At 45.5% G+C, this 24,271-nt stretch carries 26 protein-coding genes; 18 read left to right on the top strand and 8 right to left on the bottom strand.

Annotation, left to right across the window (positions count from 1 at the left end):
• The first annotated feature begins 84 nt into the window (after positions 1 to 84).
• The 3 genes from ACQY3H_RS00820 to ACQY3H_RS00810 all read left to right on the top strand — a co-directional run bounded on the left by ACQY3H_RS00820 (position 85) and on the right by ACQY3H_RS00810 (position 3,141).
• On the top strand, positions 85 to 1,779 hold the full coding sequence (locus tag ACQY3H_RS00820; protein ID WP_428073868.1) for a tetratricopeptide repeat protein: 1,695 nt from the start codon (positions 85 to 87) through the stop codon (positions 1,777 to 1,779).
• Between the two features lie 2 nt (positions 1,780 to 1,781).
• Positions 1,782 to 2,540: a 16S rRNA (adenine(1518)-N(6)/adenine(1519)-N(6))-dimethyltransferase RsmA gene (gene rsmA, locus ACQY3H_RS00815; protein WP_428073866.1), complete on the top strand. Its 759-nt coding sequence runs from the start codon at positions 1,782 to 1,784 to the stop codon at positions 2,538 to 2,540.
• Between the two features lie 85 nt (positions 2,541 to 2,625).
• A complete protein-coding gene (locus ACQY3H_RS00810; RefSeq protein WP_428073864.1) occupies positions 2,626 to 3,141 on the top strand; it encodes a type IV pilin protein in 516 nt (171 codons plus the stop codon).
• Here ACQY3H_RS00810 and ftcD read toward each other — a convergent pair.
• On the bottom strand, positions 3,130 to 4,086 hold the full coding sequence (gene ftcD / locus ACQY3H_RS00805) for a glutamate formimidoyltransferase (RefSeq protein WP_428073862.1): 957 nt from the start codon (positions 4,084 to 4,086) through the stop codon (positions 3,130 to 3,132). The two genes, ACQY3H_RS00810 and ftcD, sit on opposite strands and share 12 nt — an antisense overlap.
• 117 nt (positions 4,087 to 4,203) lie before the next feature.
• Between ftcD and ACQY3H_RS00800 the strand changes: the two genes are divergently transcribed.
• Both ACQY3H_RS00800 and ACQY3H_RS00795 read left to right on the top strand, forming a co-directional pair.
• Positions 4,204 to 4,407 (top strand): cold shock domain-containing protein, encoded by a 204-nt coding sequence (locus tag ACQY3H_RS00800; protein ID WP_087288232.1) that lies wholly within the window; start codon positions 4,204 to 4,206, stop codon positions 4,405 to 4,407.
• 53 nt (positions 4,408 to 4,460) lie between these two features.
• Positions 4,461 to 5,828 (top strand): MATE family efflux transporter, encoded by a 1,368-nt coding sequence (locus ACQY3H_RS00795; protein WP_428073860.1) that lies wholly within the window; start codon positions 4,461 to 4,463, stop codon positions 5,826 to 5,828.
• Positions 5,829 to 5,858: 30 nt separating this feature from the next.
• Here the strand turns inward: ACQY3H_RS00795 and ACQY3H_RS00790 are convergent, their stop codons facing one another.
• Positions 5,859 to 6,335 (bottom strand): type IV pilin protein, encoded by a 477-nt coding sequence (locus tag ACQY3H_RS00790; protein ID WP_428073858.1) that lies wholly within the window; start codon positions 6,333 to 6,335, stop codon positions 5,859 to 5,861.
• 169 nt (positions 6,336 to 6,504) lie between these two features.
• Here ACQY3H_RS00790 and ACQY3H_RS00785 point away from each other — a divergent pair, with 169 nt between their 5' ends.
• Entirely contained in the window at positions 6,505 to 7,317 is an 813-nt protein-coding gene (locus ACQY3H_RS00785; RefSeq protein ID WP_428074104.1) for an S-methyl-5'-thioadenosine phosphorylase, read from the top strand.
• Positions 7,318 to 7,380: 63 nt separating this feature from the next.
• Here ACQY3H_RS00785 and dacB read toward each other — a convergent pair whose 3' ends face one another.
• Together dacB and ACQY3H_RS00775 are read right to left on the bottom strand one after the other, a co-directional pair.
• Positions 7,381 to 8,835 carry a D-alanyl-D-alanine carboxypeptidase/D-alanyl-D-alanine endopeptidase gene (gene dacB / locus ACQY3H_RS00780; RefSeq protein ID WP_428073856.1) on the bottom strand — a complete coding sequence of 485 codons (1,455 nt, stop codon included), beginning with the start codon at positions 8,833 to 8,835 and terminating at the stop codon, positions 7,381 to 7,383.
• Position 8,836: 1 nt separating this feature from the next.
• Positions 8,837 to 10,444: a hypothetical protein gene (locus tag ACQY3H_RS00775; RefSeq protein ID WP_428073854.1), complete on the bottom strand. Its 1,608-nt coding sequence runs from the start codon at positions 10,442 to 10,444 to the stop codon at positions 8,837 to 8,839.
• A gap of 143 nt (positions 10,445 to 10,587) precedes the next feature.
• Between ACQY3H_RS00775 and ACQY3H_RS00770 the strand changes: the two genes are divergently transcribed.
• From ACQY3H_RS00770 to ACQY3H_RS00740, 7 genes are read left to right on the top strand one after another with little or no spacing between them, the layout of a single operon-like run.
• A complete protein-coding gene (locus ACQY3H_RS00770) occupies positions 10,588 to 11,649 on the top strand; it encodes a M24 family metallopeptidase (protein WP_428073852.1) in 1,062 nt (353 codons plus the stop codon).
• A gap of 1 nt (position 11,650) precedes the next feature.
• Entirely contained in the window at positions 11,651 to 12,715 is a 1,065-nt protein-coding gene (locus ACQY3H_RS00765) for a M24 family metallopeptidase (RefSeq protein WP_428073850.1), read from the top strand.
• Positions 12,716 to 12,730: 15 nt separating this feature from the next.
• Positions 12,731 to 13,297 carry an elongation factor P gene (gene efp, locus ACQY3H_RS00760; RefSeq protein WP_428073848.1) on the top strand — a complete coding sequence of 189 codons (567 nt, stop codon included), beginning with the start codon at positions 12,731 to 12,733 and terminating at the stop codon, positions 13,295 to 13,297.
• 8 nt (positions 13,298 to 13,305) lie between these two features.
• Positions 13,306 to 13,758 (top strand): hypothetical protein, encoded by a 453-nt coding sequence (locus tag ACQY3H_RS00755; protein WP_428073846.1) that lies wholly within the window; start codon positions 13,306 to 13,308, stop codon positions 13,756 to 13,758.
• A complete protein-coding gene (locus ACQY3H_RS00750; protein WP_428073844.1) occupies positions 13,755 to 14,126 on the top strand; it encodes a DUF192 domain-containing protein in 372 nt (123 codons plus the stop codon). The genes ACQY3H_RS00755 and ACQY3H_RS00750 overlap by 4 nt, the downstream gene beginning before the upstream one ends.
• Positions 14,123 to 14,893: a hypothetical protein gene (locus tag ACQY3H_RS00745; protein WP_428073842.1), complete on the top strand. Its 771-nt coding sequence runs from the start codon at positions 14,123 to 14,125 to the stop codon at positions 14,891 to 14,893. The genes ACQY3H_RS00750 and ACQY3H_RS00745 overlap by 4 nt, the downstream gene beginning before the upstream one ends.
• Positions 14,894 to 14,922: 29 nt before the next feature.
• Positions 14,923 to 15,465, top strand: a complete 543-nt coding sequence (locus ACQY3H_RS00740; protein ID WP_428073840.1) for a type IV pilin protein — start codon at positions 14,923 to 14,925, stop codon at positions 15,463 to 15,465.
• A 20-nt stretch (positions 15,466 to 15,485) separates the two neighbouring features.
• On the opposite strand, the gene ACQY3H_RS00735 is transcribed toward ACQY3H_RS00740, so the two are convergent.
• The 4 genes from ACQY3H_RS00735 to ACQY3H_RS00720 are packed head-to-tail and all read right to left on the bottom strand — an operon-like array spanning position 15,486 to position 19,167.
• Positions 15,486 to 16,025: a DJ-1 family glyoxalase III gene (locus ACQY3H_RS00735; RefSeq protein ID WP_428073837.1), complete on the bottom strand. Its 540-nt coding sequence runs from the start codon at positions 16,023 to 16,025 to the stop codon at positions 15,486 to 15,488.
• A 43-nt stretch (positions 16,026 to 16,068) separates the two neighbouring features.
• A complete protein-coding gene (metK, locus tag ACQY3H_RS00730; protein ID WP_428073835.1) occupies positions 16,069 to 17,229 on the bottom strand; it encodes a methionine adenosyltransferase in 1,161 nt (386 codons plus the stop codon).
• A 49-nt stretch (positions 17,230 to 17,278) separates the two neighbouring features.
• On the bottom strand, positions 17,279 to 18,727 hold the full coding sequence (locus ACQY3H_RS00725; protein WP_428073833.1) for a M20/M25/M40 family metallo-hydrolase: 1,449 nt from the start codon (positions 18,725 to 18,727) through the stop codon (positions 17,279 to 17,281).
• A complete protein-coding gene (locus tag ACQY3H_RS00720) occupies positions 18,724 to 19,167 on the bottom strand; it encodes a DUF192 domain-containing protein (protein ID WP_428073831.1) in 444 nt (147 codons plus the stop codon). The genes ACQY3H_RS00725 and ACQY3H_RS00720 overlap by 4 nt, the downstream gene beginning before the upstream one ends.
• Before the next feature lie 75 nt (positions 19,168 to 19,242).
• Here ACQY3H_RS00720 and ACQY3H_RS00715 point away from each other — a divergent pair, with 75 nt between their 5' ends.
• The 5 genes from ACQY3H_RS00715 to ACQY3H_RS00695 are packed head-to-tail and all read left to right on the top strand — an operon-like array spanning position 19,243 to position 24,230.
• On the top strand, positions 19,243 to 20,214 hold the full coding sequence (locus ACQY3H_RS00715; protein ID WP_428073829.1) for an ABC transporter ATP-binding protein: 972 nt from the start codon (positions 19,243 to 19,245) through the stop codon (positions 20,212 to 20,214).
• Complete coding sequence (locus ACQY3H_RS00710) at positions 20,211 to 21,170, top strand: oligopeptide/dipeptide ABC transporter ATP-binding protein (RefSeq protein WP_428073827.1); 960 nt, start codon at positions 20,211 to 20,213, stop codon at positions 21,168 to 21,170. Before ACQY3H_RS00715 ends, ACQY3H_RS00710 begins: the two co-directional genes overlap by 4 nt.
• Before the next feature lie 2 nt (positions 21,171 to 21,172).
• A complete protein-coding gene (locus ACQY3H_RS00705; protein WP_428073825.1) occupies positions 21,173 to 22,318 on the top strand; it encodes a M20/M25/M40 family metallo-hydrolase in 1,146 nt (381 codons plus the stop codon).
• A gap of 8 nt (positions 22,319 to 22,326) precedes the next feature.
• Positions 22,327 to 23,352 carry an ABC transporter permease gene (locus ACQY3H_RS00700; protein WP_428073823.1) on the top strand — a complete coding sequence of 342 codons (1,026 nt, stop codon included), beginning with the start codon at positions 22,327 to 22,329 and terminating at the stop codon, positions 23,350 to 23,352.
• Positions 23,353 to 23,354: 2 nt separating this feature from the next.
• Complete coding sequence (locus ACQY3H_RS00695; RefSeq protein WP_428073821.1) at positions 23,355 to 24,230, top strand: ABC transporter permease; 876 nt, start codon at positions 23,355 to 23,357, stop codon at positions 24,228 to 24,230.
• Positions 24,231 to 24,271: the final 41 nt, after the last annotated feature.

Genomic DNA, 24,271 nt, shown 5'->3' with positions numbered 1-24,271 from the left:
CCCCGGGTTAAACCCGGGGGTGGTTGTTTATAAATAATAAGTTTTGTATTTGCTCACTTTCGCGCTTTTTTCTATCATATATCTATGACGGTCAGACAAATTTTTCATATCACTTTTGTTGCGGTGTGCTTTTGCACGCTCTCGTTACCGGGGTGGGCGCGGTTTCCGTTTTCCTTTAGCAAACCCACCATTAAAACCGATTATTCCCAAACCGTGTGGGATAAAATCATGCACGACCAAGCCATCGGCGATATCCGCCGCGGTATGGGCGAAATGAGCCAAGCCCGCTATCAAGAGGCGTCAAACAGTTTTGCTAAAGCCGTCATCAAAAATGCCAAAGATCCTATGGGCTATTTGTTATTGGGGGCGTCTTTATACTGGGCCGGGAAAGTGGACGATGCTATTAGCGAATATAATGAGGCGTTGCGCCTAGACCCTAACAATGCGATGGCTTACCAACTTTTGGGAATTGCCGCCGGGTGGAAAGGGGATATTTCTACCGCCCAAGAGCACTTCTTAACCGCGAATAAATTAGACCCTAACAAAGCCGATACGAATATGAATTTAGGCTCTACCTATGCGGTGCAAAACAAGTTGGAAAAAGCATTGGAACACTTCCGCCGCGCCAGTGAACTCGCCCCGCGCGAGCCGTTGTATCATTACCAGTTAGGCACCTTGTATGAAGCACTCGGGCGCGACACGCAAGCCGAAGCATCATTCAAGCAAGCCCTTCACTATTTTTCCGCCTACGAAGATGCTCAACTTAGTTTAGCCGCGTTGTATGAAAATATGGGTAGATACCAAGACGCTCTCAAGTTTTACAAAAAAGCCGTCAAAACAAAACCGGGCGATTACGTCGCACGATTACGTTATGCGCTACTTTTGGTGCGGCAAAATAACGAAAAAGCCGCGCGCGACGTGTTAGACGAAGCCTTTTCTATTGCTAAATTTAATCAAGAGGGGCTGGCCTTAAACGTGGCCTACCGCGCAAGCGGCTCGTCGGCTCAAGCGTTTGAAAAACAAATTGAACAATTTACACAAAGTTTATCTAAAGTATCTGCGTCAAAGCCGGTGCAAATTGAGGTGGGCTTGGAATATGAGCCACCGCAAGAAAATACGTTACCTAAAGGCCATGCCTCTACTAGTTTTGAGCGTGAATATCAAAAAATGCGTATGTCGTCGGGAAATACGCTCAAAGAAGATGCTCCGGCCGCGCGTGCGTTTAAGCGCACGTTTACGTTGCCCGCCGTTTCGGCGGATGTGCGCGCTAAACAAGTAGAAAATTTCGCGGCGGCTGTGCGCCAAGTAGTTAGCGAAGCCCCACAAGGTTATCAAGTGAATTTATCTTTGCAAGGCCGCACAGCCGATTATGCCGCTCCGAATGCCCTTACACAAAACCGTCCTACCGCGCCCAAGGCCGTTTATGATCCGCGTATCGTCGGCAACGATATGGGGTTATGGGTGATGGGTCGTACGTGGCTTAAATTTGTAAGTGAGGCCGAAGAAGAATTGCAGGAAATGACGTGCGGGGGAAATATGTGTTCGCTTCTTACCGGGTTAGCCGCACTTGCCAAAGGAAATGCAGAGGCGGCGCGGAAATCGTTTGAACAAGCCGCTACACAAGCCCCGACGGATGCTCTGGCACAATTAGGGTTAGGCACGGCTGCCGTTATTGCCGATGACGACGAATCTGCCAAAAATTATTACCACCGCGCACTGGAGATCGCCCCGAATAATAAAACGGCTAAACGCAATTTGAAAATTTTAACGGATAACTAGACATGCAAAAATACGGGCAACATTTTTTAATAGATAAAAACGTAATCACACAAATCGTGGATGCGGCTTTTTTGTTGCGCGCACAAAATATCGTGGAAATCGGCCCCGGCAAAGGGGCGCTGACTCGTGCGCTTATCGCGCGCAGTATGAAAGATTTTACCGTCGTGGAAATTGACCCGGAAATGGTGGCGTATTTGCAGGCTAATTTACCCGGCGAAGCAGGCGTGCAAATCGTACAAGAAAATTTTTTGAAGTTTGATTTATCCCAACTGCCTCCTGTGCCGACCTCATTTATCAGTAATTTGCCCTATATTGATGCGGCGGAAATTTTAGATAAAGTGCTATCGTGGCCGCACTTTCAAACCGCTGTTTTTATGTTTCAAAAAGAACATACGCAAAAAATACGTGCTAAAGTAGGGGACGATTTTTACGGCCCGTTAAGTATTTTCAGCCAACTACGCGCGCGGATAAGCCTTATTTGCAAGGCCGGGCGCAGTTCATTTGCGCCGCCGCCCAAAGTGGAAAGCGCCGTTTTATCGTTTGAGAAAATTACACCGCCCAATATCTCGTGGGAAAAACTACACCGCGTGGTAGCGAATGCCTTTTTGCACCGCCGCAAAACGCTACTTAATGCGCTTATATTAGCGGGATATGAGAAGGAAAAAATTTCCGCCGCGTTAGACCAATTAGGTTTGCCCCCAACTATCCGCCCCGAGCAAATCTCGCCGGCCGGATATGTTCAAATCGGTTCATTGTTGTAGCCTTTGGGGCTTTATAAATTTTACTTGACACTGTTTTTTTTGTTAAATTTTAATAAAGAATATAATTTATAAAAGGAGTATTTCTATGAAGAAACAAGTATCGGGCCGTCTGAAAGGGTTTACGTTAATAGAATTATTGGTGGTTGTACTGATTATAGGGATATTGGCTTCTGTGGCGTTGCCGCAGTACAAATTGGCGGTAGCCAAAAGCAGGTTGGCCGCTGTCTTTCCGGCGTTATCGGCCCTTCAAAAAGCGGAAGAAGAATATTATTTGAAGGAAGGGTCTTATACATACGATATGGACGTGTTAACGATCAATATGGATACTTGTAAGCAAATCTATATAGATGTCGTTCAATGCGGTTCCTATTTTATGATAGACCCGCTTCACAATACCGACCCGACGTTGCGGGCATATTATTGCCCGGAAAAAATCAGAGCCAACGGAAATACGGTGGGCGGGAGTGCATGGGCTGCTTGCCGGGATAATTCGGATTTTATTTATACGGTTTGGTTGGAACATTCAGATACGCCTAATGAACGCACTTGTGTGGGAAACACATCTTTTGGTCAAAAAGTGTGTAAGACGTTAAATTTCTAACACTTGTTCCAGCACACGCTCTTGCGTGTTGAACGGGCGCAACTTGTTAAGAAGTAAATTTTCTACTGCCGCGTTTAACAGCGCGGCGGTATTTTTTTCGTTTGGGGCATAAAATTTTCCCGCCTGTAATAACGCATCTTGCGGTACAAGGCCGATCAGTTCTCCGGCGGTAATTTTTAGGCCGTGCGCGGCGGCTAATTTTTTACACGTTTCAAAAACTTCGGCTAGACCGGTTTGTGTAAAGTCTGTTAAGTTGCAGGATACTTGCGCACAACGATACGCGGGCATATCCCATCCGATTGCTTTGACGCATTTTAATCCGCCGTCTTTTTCACGTAGTTGCGCGGCCATTTTGCGCGCAGTTGCCACGTCTTGCGTGTTAAGTGACATATTAAACGCAATTAAAAATTTACGTGCCCCGATAACCGTTGCCCCGGTTTTGGCTATGCTTTCATTCCATGTTTGCGGGCCGTAGTCGGGGGAGAGTGTACGCAATTTTTCAGGCAAACTTTCATACTCGCCCCGACGAATAAATGCTAAATTTCGGCGTGTTTTTTCTCGTGCGTTTTCTTCATATAAATAAACGGGGATGTTTAATTTGTTCGCTACGCGCCGGGCCAGTTCGTCGGCCAATTTGGCGGTTTCTTGTATGGAAATATCCCGTACCGGCACGAGCGGGCATACGTCCGTCGCGCCCAAACGCGGGTGCACTCCTTTTTGTGTGCGCATATCAATCAGTTCCGCCGCTTTTTGTATCAGGGCAAATGCACTTTGTACTACCTTTTGCGGTTCGCCCGCTAACGTAATAACCGTGCGGTTGGCATCGGCGTTACTGTCTACGTTAAGCACACATGCGCCCGCTGTTTGTGCGGCGAAAACAATATGCGAAATAATATTTTGATCAGTCCCTTCGCTGATGTTGGGTACGGCTTCTATAAGTGGCATATTTCTATTATAACCTTTTTCTGTTTCAAAAAAGACTTGCATTATTTATAAGAATTTATAGTATAATAATAACAGGTACTTGAGTACCTAATTTCATTAAGTAAGGAAGTATTAGTAATGCCTAAAGGAAAAGTGAAGTGGTTTAACGATCAAAAAGGTTACGGTTTCGTAACCCCCGAAGATGGTTCTAAAGATCTCTTTGTACACTATCAAGAAATTCAGGGCGACGGTTTCAAAACCTTGGCCGAAGGTCAAGAAGTGGAATTTGAAGTCGTAGAATCTGAAAAAGGCCCGAAAGCCGTAAAAGTTGTAAAACTATAAGGCTGACAGACTTTTGAAAGGGCCCCGCAAGGGGCTCTTTTTTTGTGAGCGAAATGAATAAGAAACAAACTGCCAAACACGCTTCATTAAAAGAATTATGGGGTTTATCTTACCCGTTAATTGTGCTGATGGGCGCGCAAATGGTGATGCAATTTGTAGACCGTATGTTTTTGGCGTGGCACTCGCCGGAAGCATTGTCGGCGTGTGTTCCGGCGGGCCTGCTTGCGTTTACGTTTGCCAGTTTGTTTATGGGACTGGCCGGCTATACCAGTGTGTTTATTTCCCAATTTCATGCAAAGAAAAAAAATGCCTCGGTAACGATTTCTTTGTGGCAGGGTGTTTTATTGTCGCTTCTGTCTGCGGCCTTACTAGCCTTGTTAACACCGTTGGGGAGATGGTTGATTACGTCTTTCGGGCATGAACTTGCCGTGCAGAAATTGGAACTTGCTTATTTTACTATCTTAAATATCTTTGGCGGGTTTGCGGTAACTAACAACGCACTAGGAAGTTTCTTCAGCGGGCGCGGAAATACTAAAATTCCGATGTATATTTCTTTGGCGGGAATTTGCCTTAATATGGTGTTGGACTATATTTTTATCTTTGGTAAATTAGGCCTGCCCCGCATGGGAATTCAGGGGGCGGCGTGGGCTACGGTTATTAGTTGTGCGTGTTCTACGTTGCTTTTTTGTGCACTTATAAACACACGGCAAAACCGTTATACGTTCAAAATATCGCGGTTAGCCGGGTTTTATAAACCGATTTTTATGCAGATGGTACGCTTCGGTGTGCCCAACGGTTTCGGGTTCTTGATGGATGTGCTTTCGTTTACATTATTTACTTTTATGATTGGAAATATAGATACCCTTTCCTTGCAAGCAAGTAATATTGTGATGTCCATGCAACCGGTCGTGTTTATGGTCATTGTGGGGCTGGGCGGCGGTATCCAAATTTTAGTGAGTAAATACCAAGGGCTCAAACGGCCCGATTTGAGTATGCAGGTGGTCAAAAGTGCGTGTAAGTTGGGGTATGGTTACGCAATAGCCATATCGGTTTTGTTCTTTTTTGGTGCCCCGTTATTTTTGCATTTGTTTATTCCGGCCGGAACGGCACACGCCGCGGAAGTAGTGGCGCTGACAAAGCCGCTTATCAAATTGGTAAGTTGTTTTGTGCTTATGGATGCGACGTATTTAATTTTCGGCGATGCTATCCGCGGGGCGGGGGATACTAAATTTTATATGTATGTTATGTTGTTTTGTGCGTGGGGGTTATTGATTCCCGGTACATGGCTGATTGTGTACAAGTGGCATTTGTCCGTTTTTTGGGTATGGAGTTGGCTAACCTTTTATGCGGGGCTGACGGCTCTTTTAATGCTGGGACGTTTTTTACAAGGCAAGTGGAAAACAATTGAAGTAACAAAATAGAAAACCCGGGTTGTTGCCCGGGTTTTATTTTTATAAAGTTCCGTTAGCATCCAGTTGTTCGCACAGTTGGCGCTGGATATCGGTGGCATCTCTATCGGAATAACAGGTACAACGGATCCGTCCCGGCTCGTTTTGCGGAACATAAATATAGTACACTCTGGCAAAGGGTTTATGATGCGCTAATGCCATCACTTCTACGCCATGTCCGCCGGAAGAATATATGAAGTCCTTTGTTTCAATACGTCCGGTATAAGTTGCGTGTGAAAAAGAAGTTCCCGGTATTTCAATATCTAATAGGCTTAACTCGGTCATGTCGGCATAGCGTCCGTTGGCCATATAAAATACTTGGTTGGCATTTGCAATGTTGCGTACAAGTGTAACGGCCTCTGCCATGCGGGATTTTTCCACTACTTTTTGATATTGCGGAAGTGCCACCGCCGCTAAAACCCCAATAATAAGTACAACGACTAATAATTCTATAAGAGTGAAAGCTTGTTGGTTTTTCATAAACTTATTCCTTTATATACATATTACATTTTTTTTTGATTCGTTGGGGGTGTTTTTATGCGCCGATTGCATTTTCCCTGATAACATGATGCGTAAAACGATATACGTTTACTTTTCCGAAAAAATTGCTACAATACTACTAATTTAGGGAAGGAGGTAGTTTATGGAAATTTTGCATCAGGCAGATATTGGTGTATTTGGCGGATCTGGTTTTTATAAATTTTTAAGTGACGTGGAAGAAGTTAAAATTTACACACCTTACGGCGAGACGAGTGACAGTTTGTTTGTGGGAACTATCGGTAAACACCGAGTAGCCTTTATGCCGCGCCACCGCCGCGACCACTCTATTCCGCCGCACCAAGTCAATTTCCGCGCCAACGTATGGGCCATGAAGCGCTTGGGCTGTACGCGCGTAATTTCTCCTTGCGCGGCGGGTAGTTTGCAAAAAAATATCAAGCCCGGTGATTTTGTCATTTGCGACCAATTTGTGGATTGGACCGACGGCCGCAAAAGTACGTTTTTTGAAAATGTTTCCGTGTTTGAAGGAAAATCTGTTCAGCATCCGTCTCCGGCGGAAACATACTGCCCGCAACTACGTGCCTTGACGATAGAAACGGCTAAAGAACTGAAAATTCCGGTACACGATAAAGGAACGGTAGTAGTCATTAACGGGCCGCGGTTTTCCACGAAGGCGGAATCGGCCTTTTTTACTAGTCAAGGTTGGCATGTAATTAACATGACGGCATTCCCTGAAGCGTATTTGGTCAAAGAGTTAAATATGTGCCCCTTGAACATTTCGCTCATTACCGACTATGATGCCGGCCTCGTTGGCGATGTTCCGCCCGTATCGCACGAAGAAGTATTAAAGGTATTTAACAGTAATATTGAAAACTTGAAGGCATTACTGTTCGCGGTGATTGAAAAAATACCGGTTGATACGCGGACGTGCCAGTGCGAAAAATCAACGCAGTTAAATTTTTAATCGTGTTTGAAGGTAAAAAAAGGCGCTCGCTACGAGCGCCTTTTTTGTAACACAACAACAGATTTATTGTAATAATTCTTTCAAAATATCTTCGTGGATGCGGAAAAGGGCTTCATCTGTTTTGGCTAAATTGTTGGCCATAAACACAAACGAGATGAGCCGTCCGTCTTTGTCTTTTACATATCCGGCGGCGGCTTTTACGCTGTCAATCGTGCCGCCTTTTACACGAACATCTCCTGCGCGTTTTTGCCCTTTTAAGTACCGTCGCAAGACGAGTAAATCACCGCGGTCATCCGGCGTAGCGAGTGATTTATAATAATAGTCAAAGTGCGGGCTTTTCGTCATGTAATTAAGCGTGGCGGCAAGCACACGTGGGGTAACTAAATTATCGCGCGCCAATCCGCTTCCGTCGTACAAAACGATATCGTTGCGCCCGGCTAAATGTTTTTGCGTCAAAAACTTTTTCAGTTGTATTAGTCCGTTTTCTATACTGCCTTTTTGCCCGGCGTGAACAGCCAATGCCCGCAAAAGCATATCGGCATACAAGTTGAAACTGCGTTTATTGATAATTAACACAATATCTTTTAACTCGGGCGATAGATATTTATCTACCCGTTGCATGGTGGTATAATCGGGTGCTTGTGTTGTGCTTTTTAACTCGCCCGTCACCGTAATTCCTTGTTCTTCTAACGCGTGGCGAAATGCTTGCAACGCAAATAAGGCCGGATCGGGCAACGCGGCTTTTATTGTAAAACCTTTTGAATTGGTAGGAATCGTGCCGAAAATTTTTAATTCATATTGTCCGGGGGCGCCATACACATACGCATTATCTTTTTTTGATTTTCCGTCGGTAGTAACAAACGATTGTAATTTTACTTCGGGTAATTGCGGAACGATATATTCTACCGAAACGGGGGCATTGGCGCGGGGTTGGGCGGCAAAATGAATTTCAAATAAATTATCGTTAAAACTGAGCGGACTGGCCGGCGCGGCAAAATAATTTCCCATATTTTCCCAATTAACTTTGGGGGCTATGGTAGGGCCTTCAAATAAGGAAACGTCGGCAATGAGATCTCCGTCAATTCGGGTAATGCCCGCTTGTTTGATTTTACCGGCCCAACGGTTTGCTACCGTTTGCCAGGTTTCACCGCCTACCACGCGGGTAGAGCCTAAGGTCATATCGCCGCCGCCTTGCACATATATATGGCCGTTTAACGTGCCGTTCTCATTGGGAGTGCCTTGTTGGTAGACATTTGTTTCAAAGCGGTAATGTGGCCCTAACGTTTCTAATGCGGCGGCAGTTGTGAGCAATTTTAAGGTGCTGGCTGGCGTTAAGCGGGTGTTTTCGTGTACGGCAAAAAGGAGCGGGTTATCATTGCCGTTATAAATGGCCATACCACCCCATAAGCCCCCCTGAAAAACAGAATGTTGAAGTTTTCCTTCCACATAATTTTGCAGCGGTTGGGCAGACAATACAGACGGCCAAAAAAGTAAGTACAAAGCCAGTAGTCGCTTCATATTAGTTAAACCAAGGGTACCATTTATCGCGGTCGCGAATATTGATTAGTAACGATAAAACGAGTAAATCACGTGCATTGATGGCTTGCGGTTTATCCAAGCGGCAGATAAATCGGTTAAATGCCGTATGTGCATTGGAAATAGTTCCGGTGCTGTCCATTTGTCCGGCAATATCGTAGTCGGCACGTAAAAAACCCCACCAATGTCCGCAAATTTTGCGTAGCACCGCACGCCATGTGCTATGCTCGGTAATTTGGGCCAATATGTTCCCGTCTTGCCCTACTAATTGCCAATTACGCCGCAAGGAAAAACGCTTGCGTACGGCAACGCGTACTTCTTTGGAACGGGCAAAATAGATTTCATATTTTTCTGTGGTAAGGCCAAATCCTTTTTGGAGTACGATAGCGGCTTTTTTTCCGGTGCGGTCAAATAAACCGATTTCGCGCAGTACCAGTTGCGACCACACCAGCCCACAGAAAAATATAATTGCGCCTAACGGAATCAGTAACGAACAGATAGAATAAATGGAATCATAGGCAAAAGCAGATAACGGTAATAGTTGCCCGCGTTCGCAAATGCCTGTGGTGGCTAATACTAAACAGGTAAAGACAATAAGCAAAATTCCGCCAAGCAAGAATAAACTGTCCCACCGCCCGGAAAGTGATAATAAAGTATTGCCTTGATTGTCTTTGGCGCGGAAAATGAGAGACGGCGTGCCATATAACCGTTCAAATCGGATCGGATAAAGCGAATTGGGGTTGGCGGCTTCTGTCGGCAGTTGGGTGCGTTTGCATAGCCGGATAATTAACCCGACAGCAAGCAACAGAAGATAGCACGTGCCTAATATCATCAGCGCATCAAACCCGCGTCCCAGTTGACGTACATAAGGTGGCATGCGTTGCGAAATTAAAGTGTTGATATGATGGTTGGCCAGTTTCTCTTTGAAGGCTTGCCAACGGTTGTTTTTTGTTTTTTTGACAGCAGGAGTGCTCGGCGCGGGAGCGGTCGTTTCGGTCGGAGCGGAAACGGTTTCTTCGACTACTTCGGGTACGGCGGCAATATCATAGGCCCGCGGATCTTTAACGTCCATTTCTAAGGCTTGCGGTTCTTCTGCGGGCGTTGGCGTGCGGGGGGAAATAAAAGAAAAAATCAAATCGGTTTCTGCGTACGTTAGATTTTTGGCTAAAATAGAATAGGCTTGATTGCTGATTAAAAAATATCCGGCGCCAAAATCATTTTTCGGCGTATAAAAACTGATGTAAAAGAAAGGTTCTCCGGTAGAAAATTCAATGCGTTTGATATCTTCCCCTGTGTAAGAATTGCCGACAACTTGCATTTTTTTGCGTTTGATTTCGGCTAAATCGTTATTGATGCGGGTTTCTATACACGTTTCGGTAGGGCAATCAATTGTTTTGATTTCCAGCGAAGATACCCCTTTTTCTACGGCAAGGACACTTGTTTTATCGGTTTTGGCGGTGGCTTTCCAGCCCGACGGTAAATCTAGCGTAAATGCCCCATCTTTGGACGTAAACGAAGCCGCCCGTCCCCAAGAAGTAGCCGTTACCAGCGCTGCCAAAAATACGAGTAAAAATAAAAATTTACGCGCCATATTTTATTATTATAGTAAATTCTAACCCGGTTGGAACGCTTTGTTTTTAGATGAAAAAATGGAAGGAAATTGTATTGTCGCAAGAGGGGAAAAAGTGTTATGATATATAAAGAGTGTTTTTTACTGATAGCAGGAATAAGACAATGACATTAGAACAAACCCGCAAATATCGCTTAAAAGCCGTATGCAATTTACTTCGTAAGTATCATGTTAATGCCATGGTATTAACTCATAATATAGACCAGTTTTATATCTCGGGATTCTTTTTTTATCCGGAAGAAGCCGTTTTTGTATTGTCGCCGAAAGGGATAGCCTGTTTTACCCGTCAATTATATATGGGGCCGTTTGGAAAATTTGCGCCGGATATCAAAACTTTCGGGCACGATACGGACCAACTGGATGCCGCCTTGGCCTATGTGAAAGAAAAGAAACTCGGCCCGGCCGGGTTTGATGCCGCCAAAGAAATGTATGAAGCCGGTAAAAAAATGCGTGCGGCGGGACTTGTGGAACTGCCCAGTTTAATTTCAAAACTTCGCGAAATCAAAGACGATGATGAATTGAAAAAAATTCGTGTGGCTTGCCGTATAGCGTACGAAGCCTACGAGTATATTCGCCCGCGCGTTAAAACCGGAATGATGGAGTGCGAAGTGGCTGCCATGTTGGAAAGTTTTATGCGCTTAAAAGGGGCCACGGGAACTCCTTTCCAAACGATTGTGGCTTTCGGCGAAGGGGCATCTAACCCGCACTATAAAACCGGAACACGTAAGTTACAAAAAGAAGATGCTATTTTGTTAGATTACGGATGTATTTATAAAGGATATACGTCGGATATCTCCCGTTGTTGGTGGCATGGCAAAAATGAACCTGCCGAATATACTAAAATTTGGAACATTGTGAATAAAGCCCGTCAAACCGGTATCAAAGCGGCACAAGTTAAAACGCCGACTAAACAAGTGGACGCCGCGGCGCGCGGTGTTATTGAAAAAGCCGGATACGGTGTTTATTTTACGCACCGCACCGGACACGGTATCGGCATTGAAAATCACGAAGAACCTTGCAATAGCCAAACGTCCACGGCCGTCCTTACGGCTGGGAATGTATTTTCGGTAGAGCCGGGAATTTATTTACCGGGAAAATTTGGGGTACGGTTGGAAGACACCGTCGTGGCTACCGTCAAAGGGCCGAAAATTTATACAAGGAAATAATATGACGTTACAAAATTTACCTGCTAAACGTATGCAATTATTGCGCCGCACCTTAAAAGACGCGCATTTGGATGGTTATTTAACTGTTTCTACGGTAGAACAACGGTATTTGTCGGGCATTGATTTGTCTGACGGAGAAGCCGTGTTTTTAATTACGCCCGCTAAAGCCTATTGCGTAACAAAAAAATTGATTGTCAGCAAAATGACTCCGGCGCGTGCCTTTTTGAAAACGGAAGATGCTCCGTTTGGCACCATGTTAGCCGGAGCGTTGGAAAAAATTAAAAAATTAGGATTAAAACGCGTTGCTTTTGACCCGAATTTAGTTGATTTTATGACGGGCGAAACGCTCACTAAAGCCGGGCTTGTACGTGCCGACGGTTTAGTAAACGAAATGCGTAAAGCCAAATATCCCGACGAAATTGCCCGCCTTCGTAAAGCATGCAAAATTGCGTGGGAATCATTTGCCGAAGTGCAGCCCAAAATCAAAACAGGTATGACGGAAGAAGACGTGCGCGTTTTGATGGCGGTAGCCATGCATAAACGCGGGGCGGACAGTATCCCGTTTAACATTGTGTGCTTTGGCGAAAATACGGCGGATGCACACCATACCCCTTCCAAAACACGCAAACTCAAAAAAGGCGAAGCGGTGCTGATGGATTTTGGTTGTTTTTATGAAGGTTACACGTCGGACATGACGCGCAGTTGGTGGCATGGTACGCCTGCTCCGGCTGAATATACACAGATTTGGAACATAGTAGATAAAGCCCGCCGCGCCGGCGTAAAAGCATTGCGCCCGGGTGTTACTGCAGGAGCCATAGATAAAGCCGCCCGTGATGTGATTGAAGCGGCCGGATATGGTAAGGAATTTATCCACACGACCGGACACGGTATCGGGCTTATTGTGCACGATGCTCCGATTTTACGCTCCGGTTCGGCGGCAGAAATTCCAGAAAATGCCGTTGTAACGGTAGAGCCGGGTATCTACTTTGCCGGTAAATGGGGAATCCGTTTGGAAGACAGTTTCCTTGTTACTAAAACCGGCGCCAAAAAATTGACACAAAAATAAATAAGGAGTTAGTTTATGTTAAGTACGACCGAATTTAGAGAAGGACTCATCTTTGAAGATGAAAACGGCCAATTGGTGGAAATTATTGAATTCCAACACCACCGCAAAAGCCAAGCCCGCGCGGTAGTGCGTGTAAAATTACGCAACATCAATACGGGTTCTGTCATTGAAACGGCTTACCGCCCCGAAGACAAATTCAAAGAAGTGGAAGTGGAAAAACGTCCGTTCACTTATTTGTATATGTCCGGCGATATGGCTACATTTATGAATGCCGAAACGTATGATCAAATTGAAGTACCGGTTTCCAAACTGGGCGATTTGACCAAATACTTAAAAGATAATATGGACGCTACCGGTATCTATATTAACGATAAACTTTTCAATGTGGAATTGCCGATTAAAGTACCGCTTAAAATCGCGTCCACCGTTCCCGGTGTCAAAGGCGATACGGTAGCCAATACGACTAAAGAAGCCACGCTTGAGACAGGAGCCGTTATTAAAGTACCGCTCTTTATCAACGAAGGCGATACGGTACTCGTAGATACCCGTACGGGCAACTATGTGGAACGTGTAGCCGCCTAAGGTTTTAGATGAAACGCGTAGCCATTTTGGCGTTGTTGCTTTTGAGTGCCGTTTGGCTACGCGCATTTGATTTGCAATATGGGGAGTTGTTTTGCGTTACGAATTTAACGCAAAAGAAAGGAAAAGTAATACTTCCCGTTACGCGCGGAAAATATACCAATGTGCGCGTAGTAGATAAAGCCACTTACCGCTTATTAAAAACGTGTGGTAACTTGTGCAAACAAGAAAGTCTGGGTGGGGAAATTTCCGTTACACAGATGCGCCATGCCCAAACGCGGGATAATATGTGGATAGCGGATGTAACGGTTGATAGTAGATGGTTGTTAACGTTTTTAGTATTTCGTAACAAAGACGGGTTTGATTTTATTGTTCCGCAAAATATGCGCGTAATTGATAAAAACTGGCTTCAACAAATTAAGCAATCTATTCAAACACGTATTATGCAGGATGAATTAAAATGATGAAATGCATGCACCGCCCCGGCGGAGAAATTTTAGCCAAAGAAGTAGAAACTGCCGATACATTTTTTACACGGTTGTGGGGGCTGATGATGCGTCCGTCTTTGGCAGAGGAATGTGGGTTATTATTGTCGCCCTGCCCGCAAATTCACACGTGTTTTATGCGCTTTTCCATTGATGCGGTGTTTTGCGATAGAACAGGGCGTGTGTTGTATGTAAAAGAAAATATGAAACCGTGGCGTTTTGGAAAATATGTGCGCGGCGGATATTATACGTTAGAATTGCCCGGCGGCAGTCTAAAAGGGCGCGTGCGCCCGGGAGATGAATTGGTCTTTGCCGATCATTTCAATATACAGGGAGAAAAGAAATGAATATCAAACAGATTTTAGGTGTTTTAGTATGCAGTATGCTGGCTGTTCCGGCTATGGCGCATGGACATTGGGACGATTTCGGTACCTATGTTACCGCTAATAATGTGCGTTCGTTTACGCAAGATTTAGGCGGGTTGATTGGTTCCGGTACCTACACCACGGGACGTATTTTAGGTTGGGGGGGCTTTCAAATCGGGCCGCGTGCCGGTATGTTATTTAAGATGAGTAAAGGTAACGGCTCAACGGAAGCCGAGCGTAATCAAATCGCTTTGGGCGATCGCGATGAAGTGGGCGGTATGTTTAGCCCATGGATACAGGCTGATATCGGTATGCCGTTTCGCATTGACGGATTTATCCGCGCGAGCAGTTATCAAGGGTTAACGGTGGCCGGCGGCGGACTGCGCTGGGGTATTACCCGCCCGAGTGAAGTGTTGGGCGCATTTCAACCGATGATTGTACTTTCCGCTCACAGCGCAACTGCACAAGATTTTGCGGCAACGCATTATAACGCCAGTTTGGTGCTTTCCATGAAATTTAAGTATTTTGTGCCGTACGTAGGCGGTGGGGTAGATTATACCACGTTGACTGTCGGAAACGGAGTAGGCGCGCAAGCCGCCGATATTCGCGGCGGGCATGAATATGCCGCCACCGCACGCGCTACGGCCGGGTTTAACTTCAAATTGCCGTCGTATTTAGATTTGAGTTTAGCCGCCAACTACGCCCATTATGGACTGGGCGCGGAAGCATCCTTGTCCTTGCGGTTTTAATAAATTAAAGAAATAAAAGGAGATCATGCATGAAATATAATGTGTCCGGTAAAGTAGGTTTTACACTTATTGAGTTATTAGTTGTTGTCCTTATTATTGGTATATTGGCCAGCGTGGCGTTGCCGCAATATCAAAAAGCAGTACTTAAAAGTCATTTGGCCACTCTTAAACCGATGGTCAAAGCATTGGCAGAAGCCGAAGAGCGATATTATTTAGCCACAAATTCTTATACAGCGGATATAGACGATTTGGATCTTGATTGGTCGGAAACACCTTCACGCATTGTAAGCACAGGCAACGGACACAGTAAAGGGTATTATTTCAGTTGGGGTTATGTTCAACTTATAGATCATTTGGCGGATAGTAATGAGCCGCGGATGTTTGGTTCTTTTCGGGGAACTAATGGACAAGATGGAGATATCTTGTATGGATATCACATGTTACATTCTTCAAAGACACAGGCTGGCAAATACGTTTGTGCTGCGGGCAATAATTTAGCGCACAAAATTTGTCAGCAAGAAACAAATACTTCTACTCCTGTTGCGGGAAGCACCAGAGAATATGTTTATTAGGGGATAAGAAATACTTTTTCTTACTTATAATAAATGCTTTGTTTGACTTGCTCGGCTTTTTCTTGGCCGAGCAATTTTTCAATAATGGCCAGTCCAAAATCTACGGTAGCAGCCGCACTTTGCCCGGTAATGATATTGCCGTCCACGGTTACATAGTCACCGGTGAACGTGCCGCCAAAATCTTCATTCATGGATGTAAAACAAGTATATTTCTTTCCTTTCAAATAGCCTTGGCGGCCTAAAATAGTGGGGCTGGCGCATATGGCCGCTACTACTTTATTTCCGTCTAAAAATTGTTTAATCAATTGTTGGACACGAGTATTGTTTTCCAGTTTTTCATAGCCCGGCCCGCCCGGCAATACCAGTGCATCATAATACGACGCATTAAGCATAGAAAATGCATGCAATTTGGTGCATGTTAAACCAAACCGCCCGGTAGTGTCTTTGTCGGACAATGCGTAAATATCTACGTCTAGTCCGCCGCGGCTGAGCATGGCATACGAGCCTACCGCTTCTAATTCTTCAAAACCGTCTGCTAAAATCAAACATACTTTTTTCATGTTTTCTCCCAGTAAAAAGCCCCGCAGTTAGCGGGGCATGAAACTATTTTACCAATGCTTTTAATGCGCTTACTTTATCGGTTTTTTCCCAAGGAAGTTCTTTCTTTCCAAAGTGTCCAAAGGCCGCCGTTTGGCGGTAAATGGGGTTACGCAATTTGAAATGCTCAATAATACCGCGCGGCGTCATGGGGAACACTTTGCGTGCAATTTGGGCTAGTTTTTCGTCGGGTAAAATACCTGTTCCGTCCGTATCTACATAGAAACCGACGGGTTCTTCGCGTCCGATAGCATACGCAATTTGTACGGTACATTCATTAGCGAGTTTGGCTGCTACGATATTTTTGGCAATATAGCGTGCCATATATGCTGCCGAGCGATCCACTTTTGTCGGATCTTTGCCCGAGAACGCACCTCCGCCGTGCGGACAGCGTCCGCCGTAGGTATCTACAATAATTTTCCGTCCGGTAAGTCCGGTGTCAGATTGCGGCCCGCCGATAACAAATTTTCCCGTCGGGTTGATGTAAATTTTCGTATTTTTATCGGCCCATTTTTTTACTACCGGCCAAATGGCGGCGTCGGCAATTTCTTTTTTAGATTTCTCGGTAATTTGATTGCCCGATTTATCCAAAATCTTTTCGGTATGTTGCGTGGATACGACGATTGTATCAATACGCACCGGTTTGCCGTCCTTATATTCCACCGTTACTTGGCTTTTGGCATCGGGGCCTAAATAATCTAATTTTTTACTTTTGCGTACGCTTTCTAATTTCTTCAAAATTTCGTGTGAAAGTACGAGAGAAAGCGGCATATATTCCGGCGTTTCGTTCACCGCATATCCTACCATAAGTCCTTGGTCGCCGGCACCGCCTACATCCACGCCTTGGCTGATATCCGGCGATTGTTTGCCGATGACGTTGACAACCGCACACGTATTTCCGTTAAACCCGTAGATGGCGTTGTCGTAACCGATGTCTTTAATTACGTCACGGGCAATTTGTTCTACGTCCACCCAGGTGCGTGTGGTGATTTCTCCGCCGACGATAACTAATCCGCGTGTGATATATGTTTCACACGCTACGCGGGCGGTTTTGTCTTTGCGTAAAATCTCGTCCAAAATAGCATCTGAGATTTGGTCGCATACTTTGTCCGGATGTCCTTTAGATACAGATTCCGAAGTGAAAAAACAAGTACCTTGTTTAATCATATTGTTACTCCTAAGTTAAATTTGAGGGGAAATTGTTTTCTATATTATATCATTTTGCCGCATTGTCTTTAGGCGTGTCGATATCGAGCGGCAACAAATCTTGTTCGTAAGCAAAATCAAAGACTACACCGGCAACAAAACGCAGTTGGTGGGCCAAATCGGTGATGCTGATAAACTCATCTGCTTCGTGGGCGCGATTTTCTGTGTCGGGGGACATTTCCGGTCCCAACCCGTATGTAATGACACCTAATTTGCGTAAAAATTCATTATCGCCCGATGCCGGACTTAACCCCGGAACAGTTACTGCACCGGGCAATAATTTATTTGCCGTTTTGGCAATAGAAGCAAACAGAAGGTCTGTGCCGTCCATCATCGGGGGGAAAGGTAATTGGGGGCGTTCCACAATTTCCAATGAAATATTGTCTTGCTCGGTAAAAAGTGCTTGCAATTGGGCGAGTAATTCATCGGGATCCGAGCCGGGGAGTAAGCGTACGTTAATAATAGCAGAGGCCTCATCGCTGGTGGCACTGGTATCTTGACTGGCGGATAAAACCGTTGGATTAAGGGTATCTTGCAGTTGAGTGCGGAAGAAGGGATCTGTTGCTAAAATTTGTGCGGCCGATTGTTGGTTTTGCGGCGAGCCGTCTAATAATAATTGGATGGTGGTTTTACCGTCTTCGTCTTGTAAGGGTAAAATCGATTTGAAGAAAGTACGTGCAGGCGGCGTTAGTTTGGCCTTGGGGTGATATTCGGAAATTTTAGCCAGTGCTTGTGAGAGCGTAAAAACGGCATTATCATTTAGCGGCATAGAAGAATGAATCCCTGTACCGTGCGCGGTAATTTTAATATCCATATACATTTTGGTAGCGGCTTCGGCAAAAACGAGGGGGAAATCGTCCGTATAAATAATGCCGCCGCCTTCGTTTAAAGCATAGCCGGCATCAATTTTATCCCAATAGGTGTCTTTAAGCCATTGTAAGCCGGTGGCGCTTCCTACTTCTTCGCCGGATGTGGCGAGAAAAATAATGTCGCGTTTAGGGGTGATATTTTGTTCTTTAAGCCAAATTAACAAGGCTACATAAACAGCAGTGTAATTTTTGGCATCCGTTGCGCCCAGCCCATAGATGTTGCCGTCTTTTTCGGTAGCGCGGAAGGGGGGAAATGTCCACCCTTCGGTGGCAGGGGCCGTGTCCAAGTGTGAAATCAGCAATAGCGGTTTTAAGGAGGAATCACTCCCCTTTATGCGGGCCAGTAAATTGGCATGGCGTTTGTCCGGGCGGAAAATATCCCAATCAATGTGATGTTTATTTAACTCTTTATAAATATAACGTGCGGCCTTTAATTCTTGCGGGTCGGGTTGGGAAGTATCAATATTGATAAGGTTAATTAAATGGCGCTTAGTCTCTTGTTCAAGCACGGCCCAACCGGACGCATCTTGTGCGACGGCTGTTCCTGCTAATAAACAACAGGTTAAAAATAACGCGAATTTCTTTTTCATTTGTTAGTTGGCAATGTAAATTCAAGTACACTTCCGCGCGTTACCTGATGCTTTGTAGCCGTTTTAGCGGCCAGTTCCAATACGTATTTCCCATACCCCAAAGCACGCGCTACATCTTGTTCGGGTGTGTATGTATAAGAGTGCGGAACTTCCTCGGCTACGGAAGTAACTTGTTTATTCGCTCCGATAAATACCATGTCTAGATCAATGAGTGTATTTTTCATCCAAAACAGCAAATCGTCTTCTTTATCAAATACAAATAACATACCTTCGTTTTCGGGTAACTCGGTAACAAACATCAGGCCTTTTTCGCGGGTTTGCGGGGTGTCGGCCAATTTGGCAGATACGACAAATCCATCGGGTAAAGTTATTTTTACGGTAGATGGGGATGTGCAGGCTGCCAACCCCAAAACGGCACATAACATAAATATCTTTTTCATATATATTAGTGTAGCAAATTCCCACGCGGTTGTACGAACGCGCGTTTGGCAGCGAAAACAAAGTATAATATAAGTATGGCCCAAACGCCCGTTTTACAAGTGAAAGACTTACACGTTGATTTTACCGCAGATAAAAAAGTTTATCCTGTGTTGCGTGGTTTGTCCTATTCGTTAGAACCCGGGCGGGTGTTGGCGGTGGTGGGCGAGTCCGGTAGCGGAAAAACCGTACACGCCTTGTCTATCCTTAATCTATTGCCGCCGGCGGCCAAAGTCAGCAGCGGCGAAATTCTATATAACGGACAAAATCTGTTGACGCTTTCGCCGCGTCAACTCCAAACGGTACGCGGACAGAAAATCGCTATGATTTTTCAAGATCCGTCGGCCAGTTTGAATCCGGTTTTGACTATCGGAGAACAACTTACCGAAACACTGATTGCACATAAAAGAATGACTAAAGTGCAGGCTTGCGGTGAGGCGGCTGCCCTTCTCACGCGTGTAGGAATTAGTGACGCACAAAAGCGTTTAAACGAATATCCCTTTCAATTTTCCGGCGGAATGTGCCAACGTGTCATGATTGCTATGGCATTGGCTCTTTCTCCCGATATTTTAATTGCAGACGAACCTACTACCGCTTTAGATGTTACGATTCAGGCACAAATTATCCGGTTGATTAAACAACTTCAACAGCAGACACATATGGCAGTTATTTTTATCACGCATAATTTGGCTTTGGCCAGTCAAGTCGCCGATGAAGTGCTTGTGCTATACGGTGGGCTTTGCATGGAACATGCCCCGGCGGCCGAATTGTTTGCACATGCCCAACACCCCTATACACAAGGATTATTGGCGTCGTTAGCGTCTTTGCACGAGCGGCCCGAACATCTGCCGGCGATTGCCGGCCAACCGCCTGCCGCGGGGGAAGATTTTACCGGGTGTCCGTTTGCGCCGCGTTGCGTGCATGCAACGGAAAAATGCCGTCAAACCTTGCCGCCGCTCACGCAAACCGGTGAACACCGCGTGCGTTGTTTTTGGGAGAGTGCCAAATGAGTGCGCGTGTAGAACTTCAGCATATTTATAAAACGTATTTTCGCCATAAGTGGTTACTGGGAAAAGGCGAGCGTGTGCCTGTCTTAAAAGATGTGTCGCTTATTATCCCGCAGGACCGTGTCGTAGGATTGGTGGGGGAATCCGGTTGCGGCAAGAGTACGTTGTGTAAAGTATTACTTGGTATAGAAAAACCTACGGCGGGAACAGTTCTTGTTAACGGACAAGATGTCAGCCGTTTGAATAGTGTCGGACGAAAAAATTTGTGCCGTCAAATGCAAGTAGTGTATCAAGATCCTTATTCCAGTTTAGATCCGCGCATGACGGTGCGGCAGATTTTAGCCGAACCGTTAGATATTCACCGGTTACATACGGATCCAAAAAAACGTGAACAATTTTTGAAAGAATTACTAACATCGGTGGGGTTGGCTGCATCGTATTTAGACCGTTACCCGCATGAATTTTCCGGCGGGCAACGCCAACGTATTTGTATCGCGCGCGCCTTGGCATTAGACCCGCAAATTTTAGTAGCCGATGAGCCTGTTTCGGCATTAGATGTTTCCGTACAAGCGCAGATTTTGAATTTGCTCAGTGATATTAAACGTACACGCCAATTATCTGTTTTGTTTGTTACGCATGATCTGGCCGTAGCGCGTTTTTTGTGTGATGATATCGCGGTCATGTATCAAGGGCGTATTGTAGAGCAAGCCCCCGCACAAGAATTACTGGATCGTCCGCTTCATCCTTATACAAAACTCTTGCTTGCCGCTGTTCCGCAAGTGGGAAAGCCGGTGGCAGAAGCGGTTATGGCCGGAAAACAAAATAATAACGTAACGGGGTGCCCTTTTGCGCCGCGTTGCCCGCAAGCATCTGATGCTTGCCGTCAAGATGTACCCGATTTACAAGAACAAACGTCCGCTCATTATGTGGCGTGCGTACAATTAAGTAAGGAGAAATAACCATGACTGTAAACCAAAAACGTGCCGTAGATACCTTTTTACAACTTGTCCGTATTGATAGTGAATCGGGCAACGAAAAAAAGATGCAAGAATATGTAGCCGCAGAACTTAAAAAACTCGGTTGTCGCGTAGTAGTAGATAATGCCGGTAAAAAATTTAATACAAATGCCACAGGGAACGTCATGGGCTTTTTCCCCGGCACCGTAAAAAGCGCACCGTTTTTGTTGGTGGCGCATTTGGATACCGTAAAACCCGGTAACGGTATTAAACCGATTGTGAAAAAAGATTGTATTGTTTCCGACGGAAAAACAATTTTAGGCGCCGATGATAAAGCCGGAGTGGCTATCATTTTTGAAATTTTACGCGCGCTTAAAGAAACGAAAGTCCCGCATCCGCCGGTAGAAATATTGTTTACATTATGCGAAGAACGCGGAATGTACGGTTCTAAAAATTTAGATTACAAGCAACTTAAAGCCCGCGAAGGAATGATTTTAGATAACGAAGGCGGCGACGAACTATTGATTCAAGGTCCGGCGGTTAATGATGTGTTGGTGGATGTTACCGGAATTGCCGCGCACGCCGGGGCTTGCCCGGAAAAAGGTATTTCAGCCTTGGAAGTGGCCTCGTATGCTATTGCACACATGAAATTGGGCCGCATTGACAAAGAAACCGTCGCGAACTTCGGCGCGGTAAAAGGGGGCGAAGTGCCTAATGTCGTGATGGAAAAACTTTCACTTATCGGCGAAGCGCGCAGTTTGAAAATGGAAAAACTCGCCAAGCAAACCGCGCATATGAAAAAAGCCTTTGACGAAGCAGTGAAACACTATACCAAGAAAATTGACGGACGTGTATGCAAACCGGTCGTTGATTTTAAGGCATCTTTACGTTATCCGTCGGTACAAATTTCCAAATCACACCCGGTAGTTAAATCGTTATTGGCTGCCGCTAAACGCTTAAAATTTCCGCTTTATGCGCGTTCGTCCGGCGGAGGATGTGATGCCAATATCTTGTCGGGTAAAGGGTTTACCGTACCGAATTTGAGTGTGGGTGTATATGGCTGCCATACAGTACATGAAAAACTCGTACTCAAAGAGTTTTACGGCTTGTTAGAACTCACTTGGGTTGCCGTAACATCTTATAGAAAATAAGGAAGTTTATGTTTCGTTATATTGTCCGCAGACTGATACTGTTGCCGCTTGTGGTGTTGGGAGTAACTTTTCTGTTATTCTTTTTAACCCAACGGTTAAGCCCCGAAATGCGCGCGTCTTTATATGTTAAAGACCCGCGGCAAATGGGTGCGCTTGAAGAAGTAATTCGGCAGTATGGTCTGCGTGACAATGTATTTAAGCAGTACGGGCGGTGGCTCGGGCAAGTAATCAAAGGTGATTTGGGATATAGCCCCAGCGCCAATATGCCGGTGTCCAGAGCCCTTAAAGAATATCTGCCGGCGACGGTACAACTTGCCTTTGTAACCATGATATTGGTGGTGTTTTTCGGGGTATGGTTTGGGGTATTTTCTGCCGTGCATAAGGATAAGTGGCAAGACAGTTTGGCCCGCGTGATTAGCGTGGGCGGGTTTTCGTTGCCGATTTTCGTATTAGGCTTACTGCTACTAATGATTTTTTACGGCAAACTCGGTTGGTTTGCGCCGGGAGGCTATTCCTTCCAAACGGATATGATTATCCACGGCCCGAATTTTCATACTTATACAGGATTTTTGTTGATAGACGCTATACTTAACGGTAATTGGCGCGTGTTTGGCGATGTATTATCCCATTTGGTATTACCGGCGGTCACTTTATGTATCGGTTCGTTTGCGTTGATGGTACGTGTGATGCGATCGAGCATGTTAGAAGAATTAAATAAAGAATATGTTCGCACCGCACGGGCCAAAGGATTAAGCGAACGGCAAGTCGTGTATAAACACGCCGGAAAAAATGCCATTATTCCGGTGATTACGCTGGCCAGTATTCAGTTTATTCGTTTGCTGGGGGGGACCGTCATTGTGGAAACCATTTTTGATTATCCGGGTATCGGACGTTTTGGGGTACTTGCCGCGCAACAATTGGATATTGCCGGTATATTGGGATTTTCTTTAATGGTGGCGGTACTGTTTGTGTTGGGAAATTTATTATCAGACATTTTATATACGGCGGTGGATCCGCGTATCCGGTTAGATTAATTATGCTTAAAAACCGTATTTTCAAACGTATTTACACAACTAAAACTTCGCTCGCCGGGTTTTTGATCGTTGCATTTTTCTTGTTAATTGCTTTATTTGCGCCGGTGTTGGCTCCGGTGCATAATGCCAATAACCCTTACCAAATGCCGCAAAAGAGTTACCAAATTGCACCTCAACCGCCATCGGCGCAAAATTGGTTCGGTACTACCGAGCAACAATATGACTTATATTACGGGGTAATATGGGGAACGCGGCTGGCGTTTGGCATAGGTATTACGGTTACTTTTTTTGCATTTTTAATCGGACTATTGGTAGGGGCGGTGGCTGCCTATTTCGGTGGGAAAGTGGACGAAGTGCTCATGCGTCTTACCGATGTGGTGTTTGCGGTGCCGTCGCTCGTTTTGGCCATGGTCATTGCCGCCATGCTGGGCCCGGATATTAAAAATATGATGATTGCGTTAACGGCCGTAGCGTGGCCATCTTATGCGCGCCTTATTCGCGGTGATATTTTGTCGGTTAAGCGGCGCGACTATGTAACCGCTGCCCGCACTTTGGGCGCCGGCGGCCCGCGTATTTTACTACGGCACATTTTGCCTAATTCTATTTATCCGTCGGTCGTAGTGGCTAGTTTGGATATCGGATATATTGTGTTGACGGCAGCGTCATTATCCTTTTTAGGGTTAGGCGCGCAACCGGGAACAGCCGACTGGGGACAGTTGATTGCCATGGCCCGCAACTGGGTGCTTGGTACGGCGCAAAATCCGCTGGCGTATTGGTACACGGTGGCTGTGCCGGGGGCGGCTATTTTCCTGTTTGTGCTCGGGTGGAATTTGTTGGGGGATGCCTTTAGAGATATTTTAGACCCCAGACAGGTCTGATTTTTATACAATATAGTATAGTCCTAAAATAAGAGGTGCTT

Origin of the sequence: Candidatus Avelusimicrobium luingense (assembly GCF_902757105.1) — a bacterium.
GTDB classification, from domain to species: domain Bacteria; phylum Elusimicrobiota; class Elusimicrobia; order Elusimicrobiales; family Elusimicrobiaceae; genus Avelusimicrobium; species Avelusimicrobium luingense.
The sequence above is the reverse complement of the archived record's forward strand: the minus strand, read 5'-3'. Positions and strand labels throughout refer to the sequence as shown.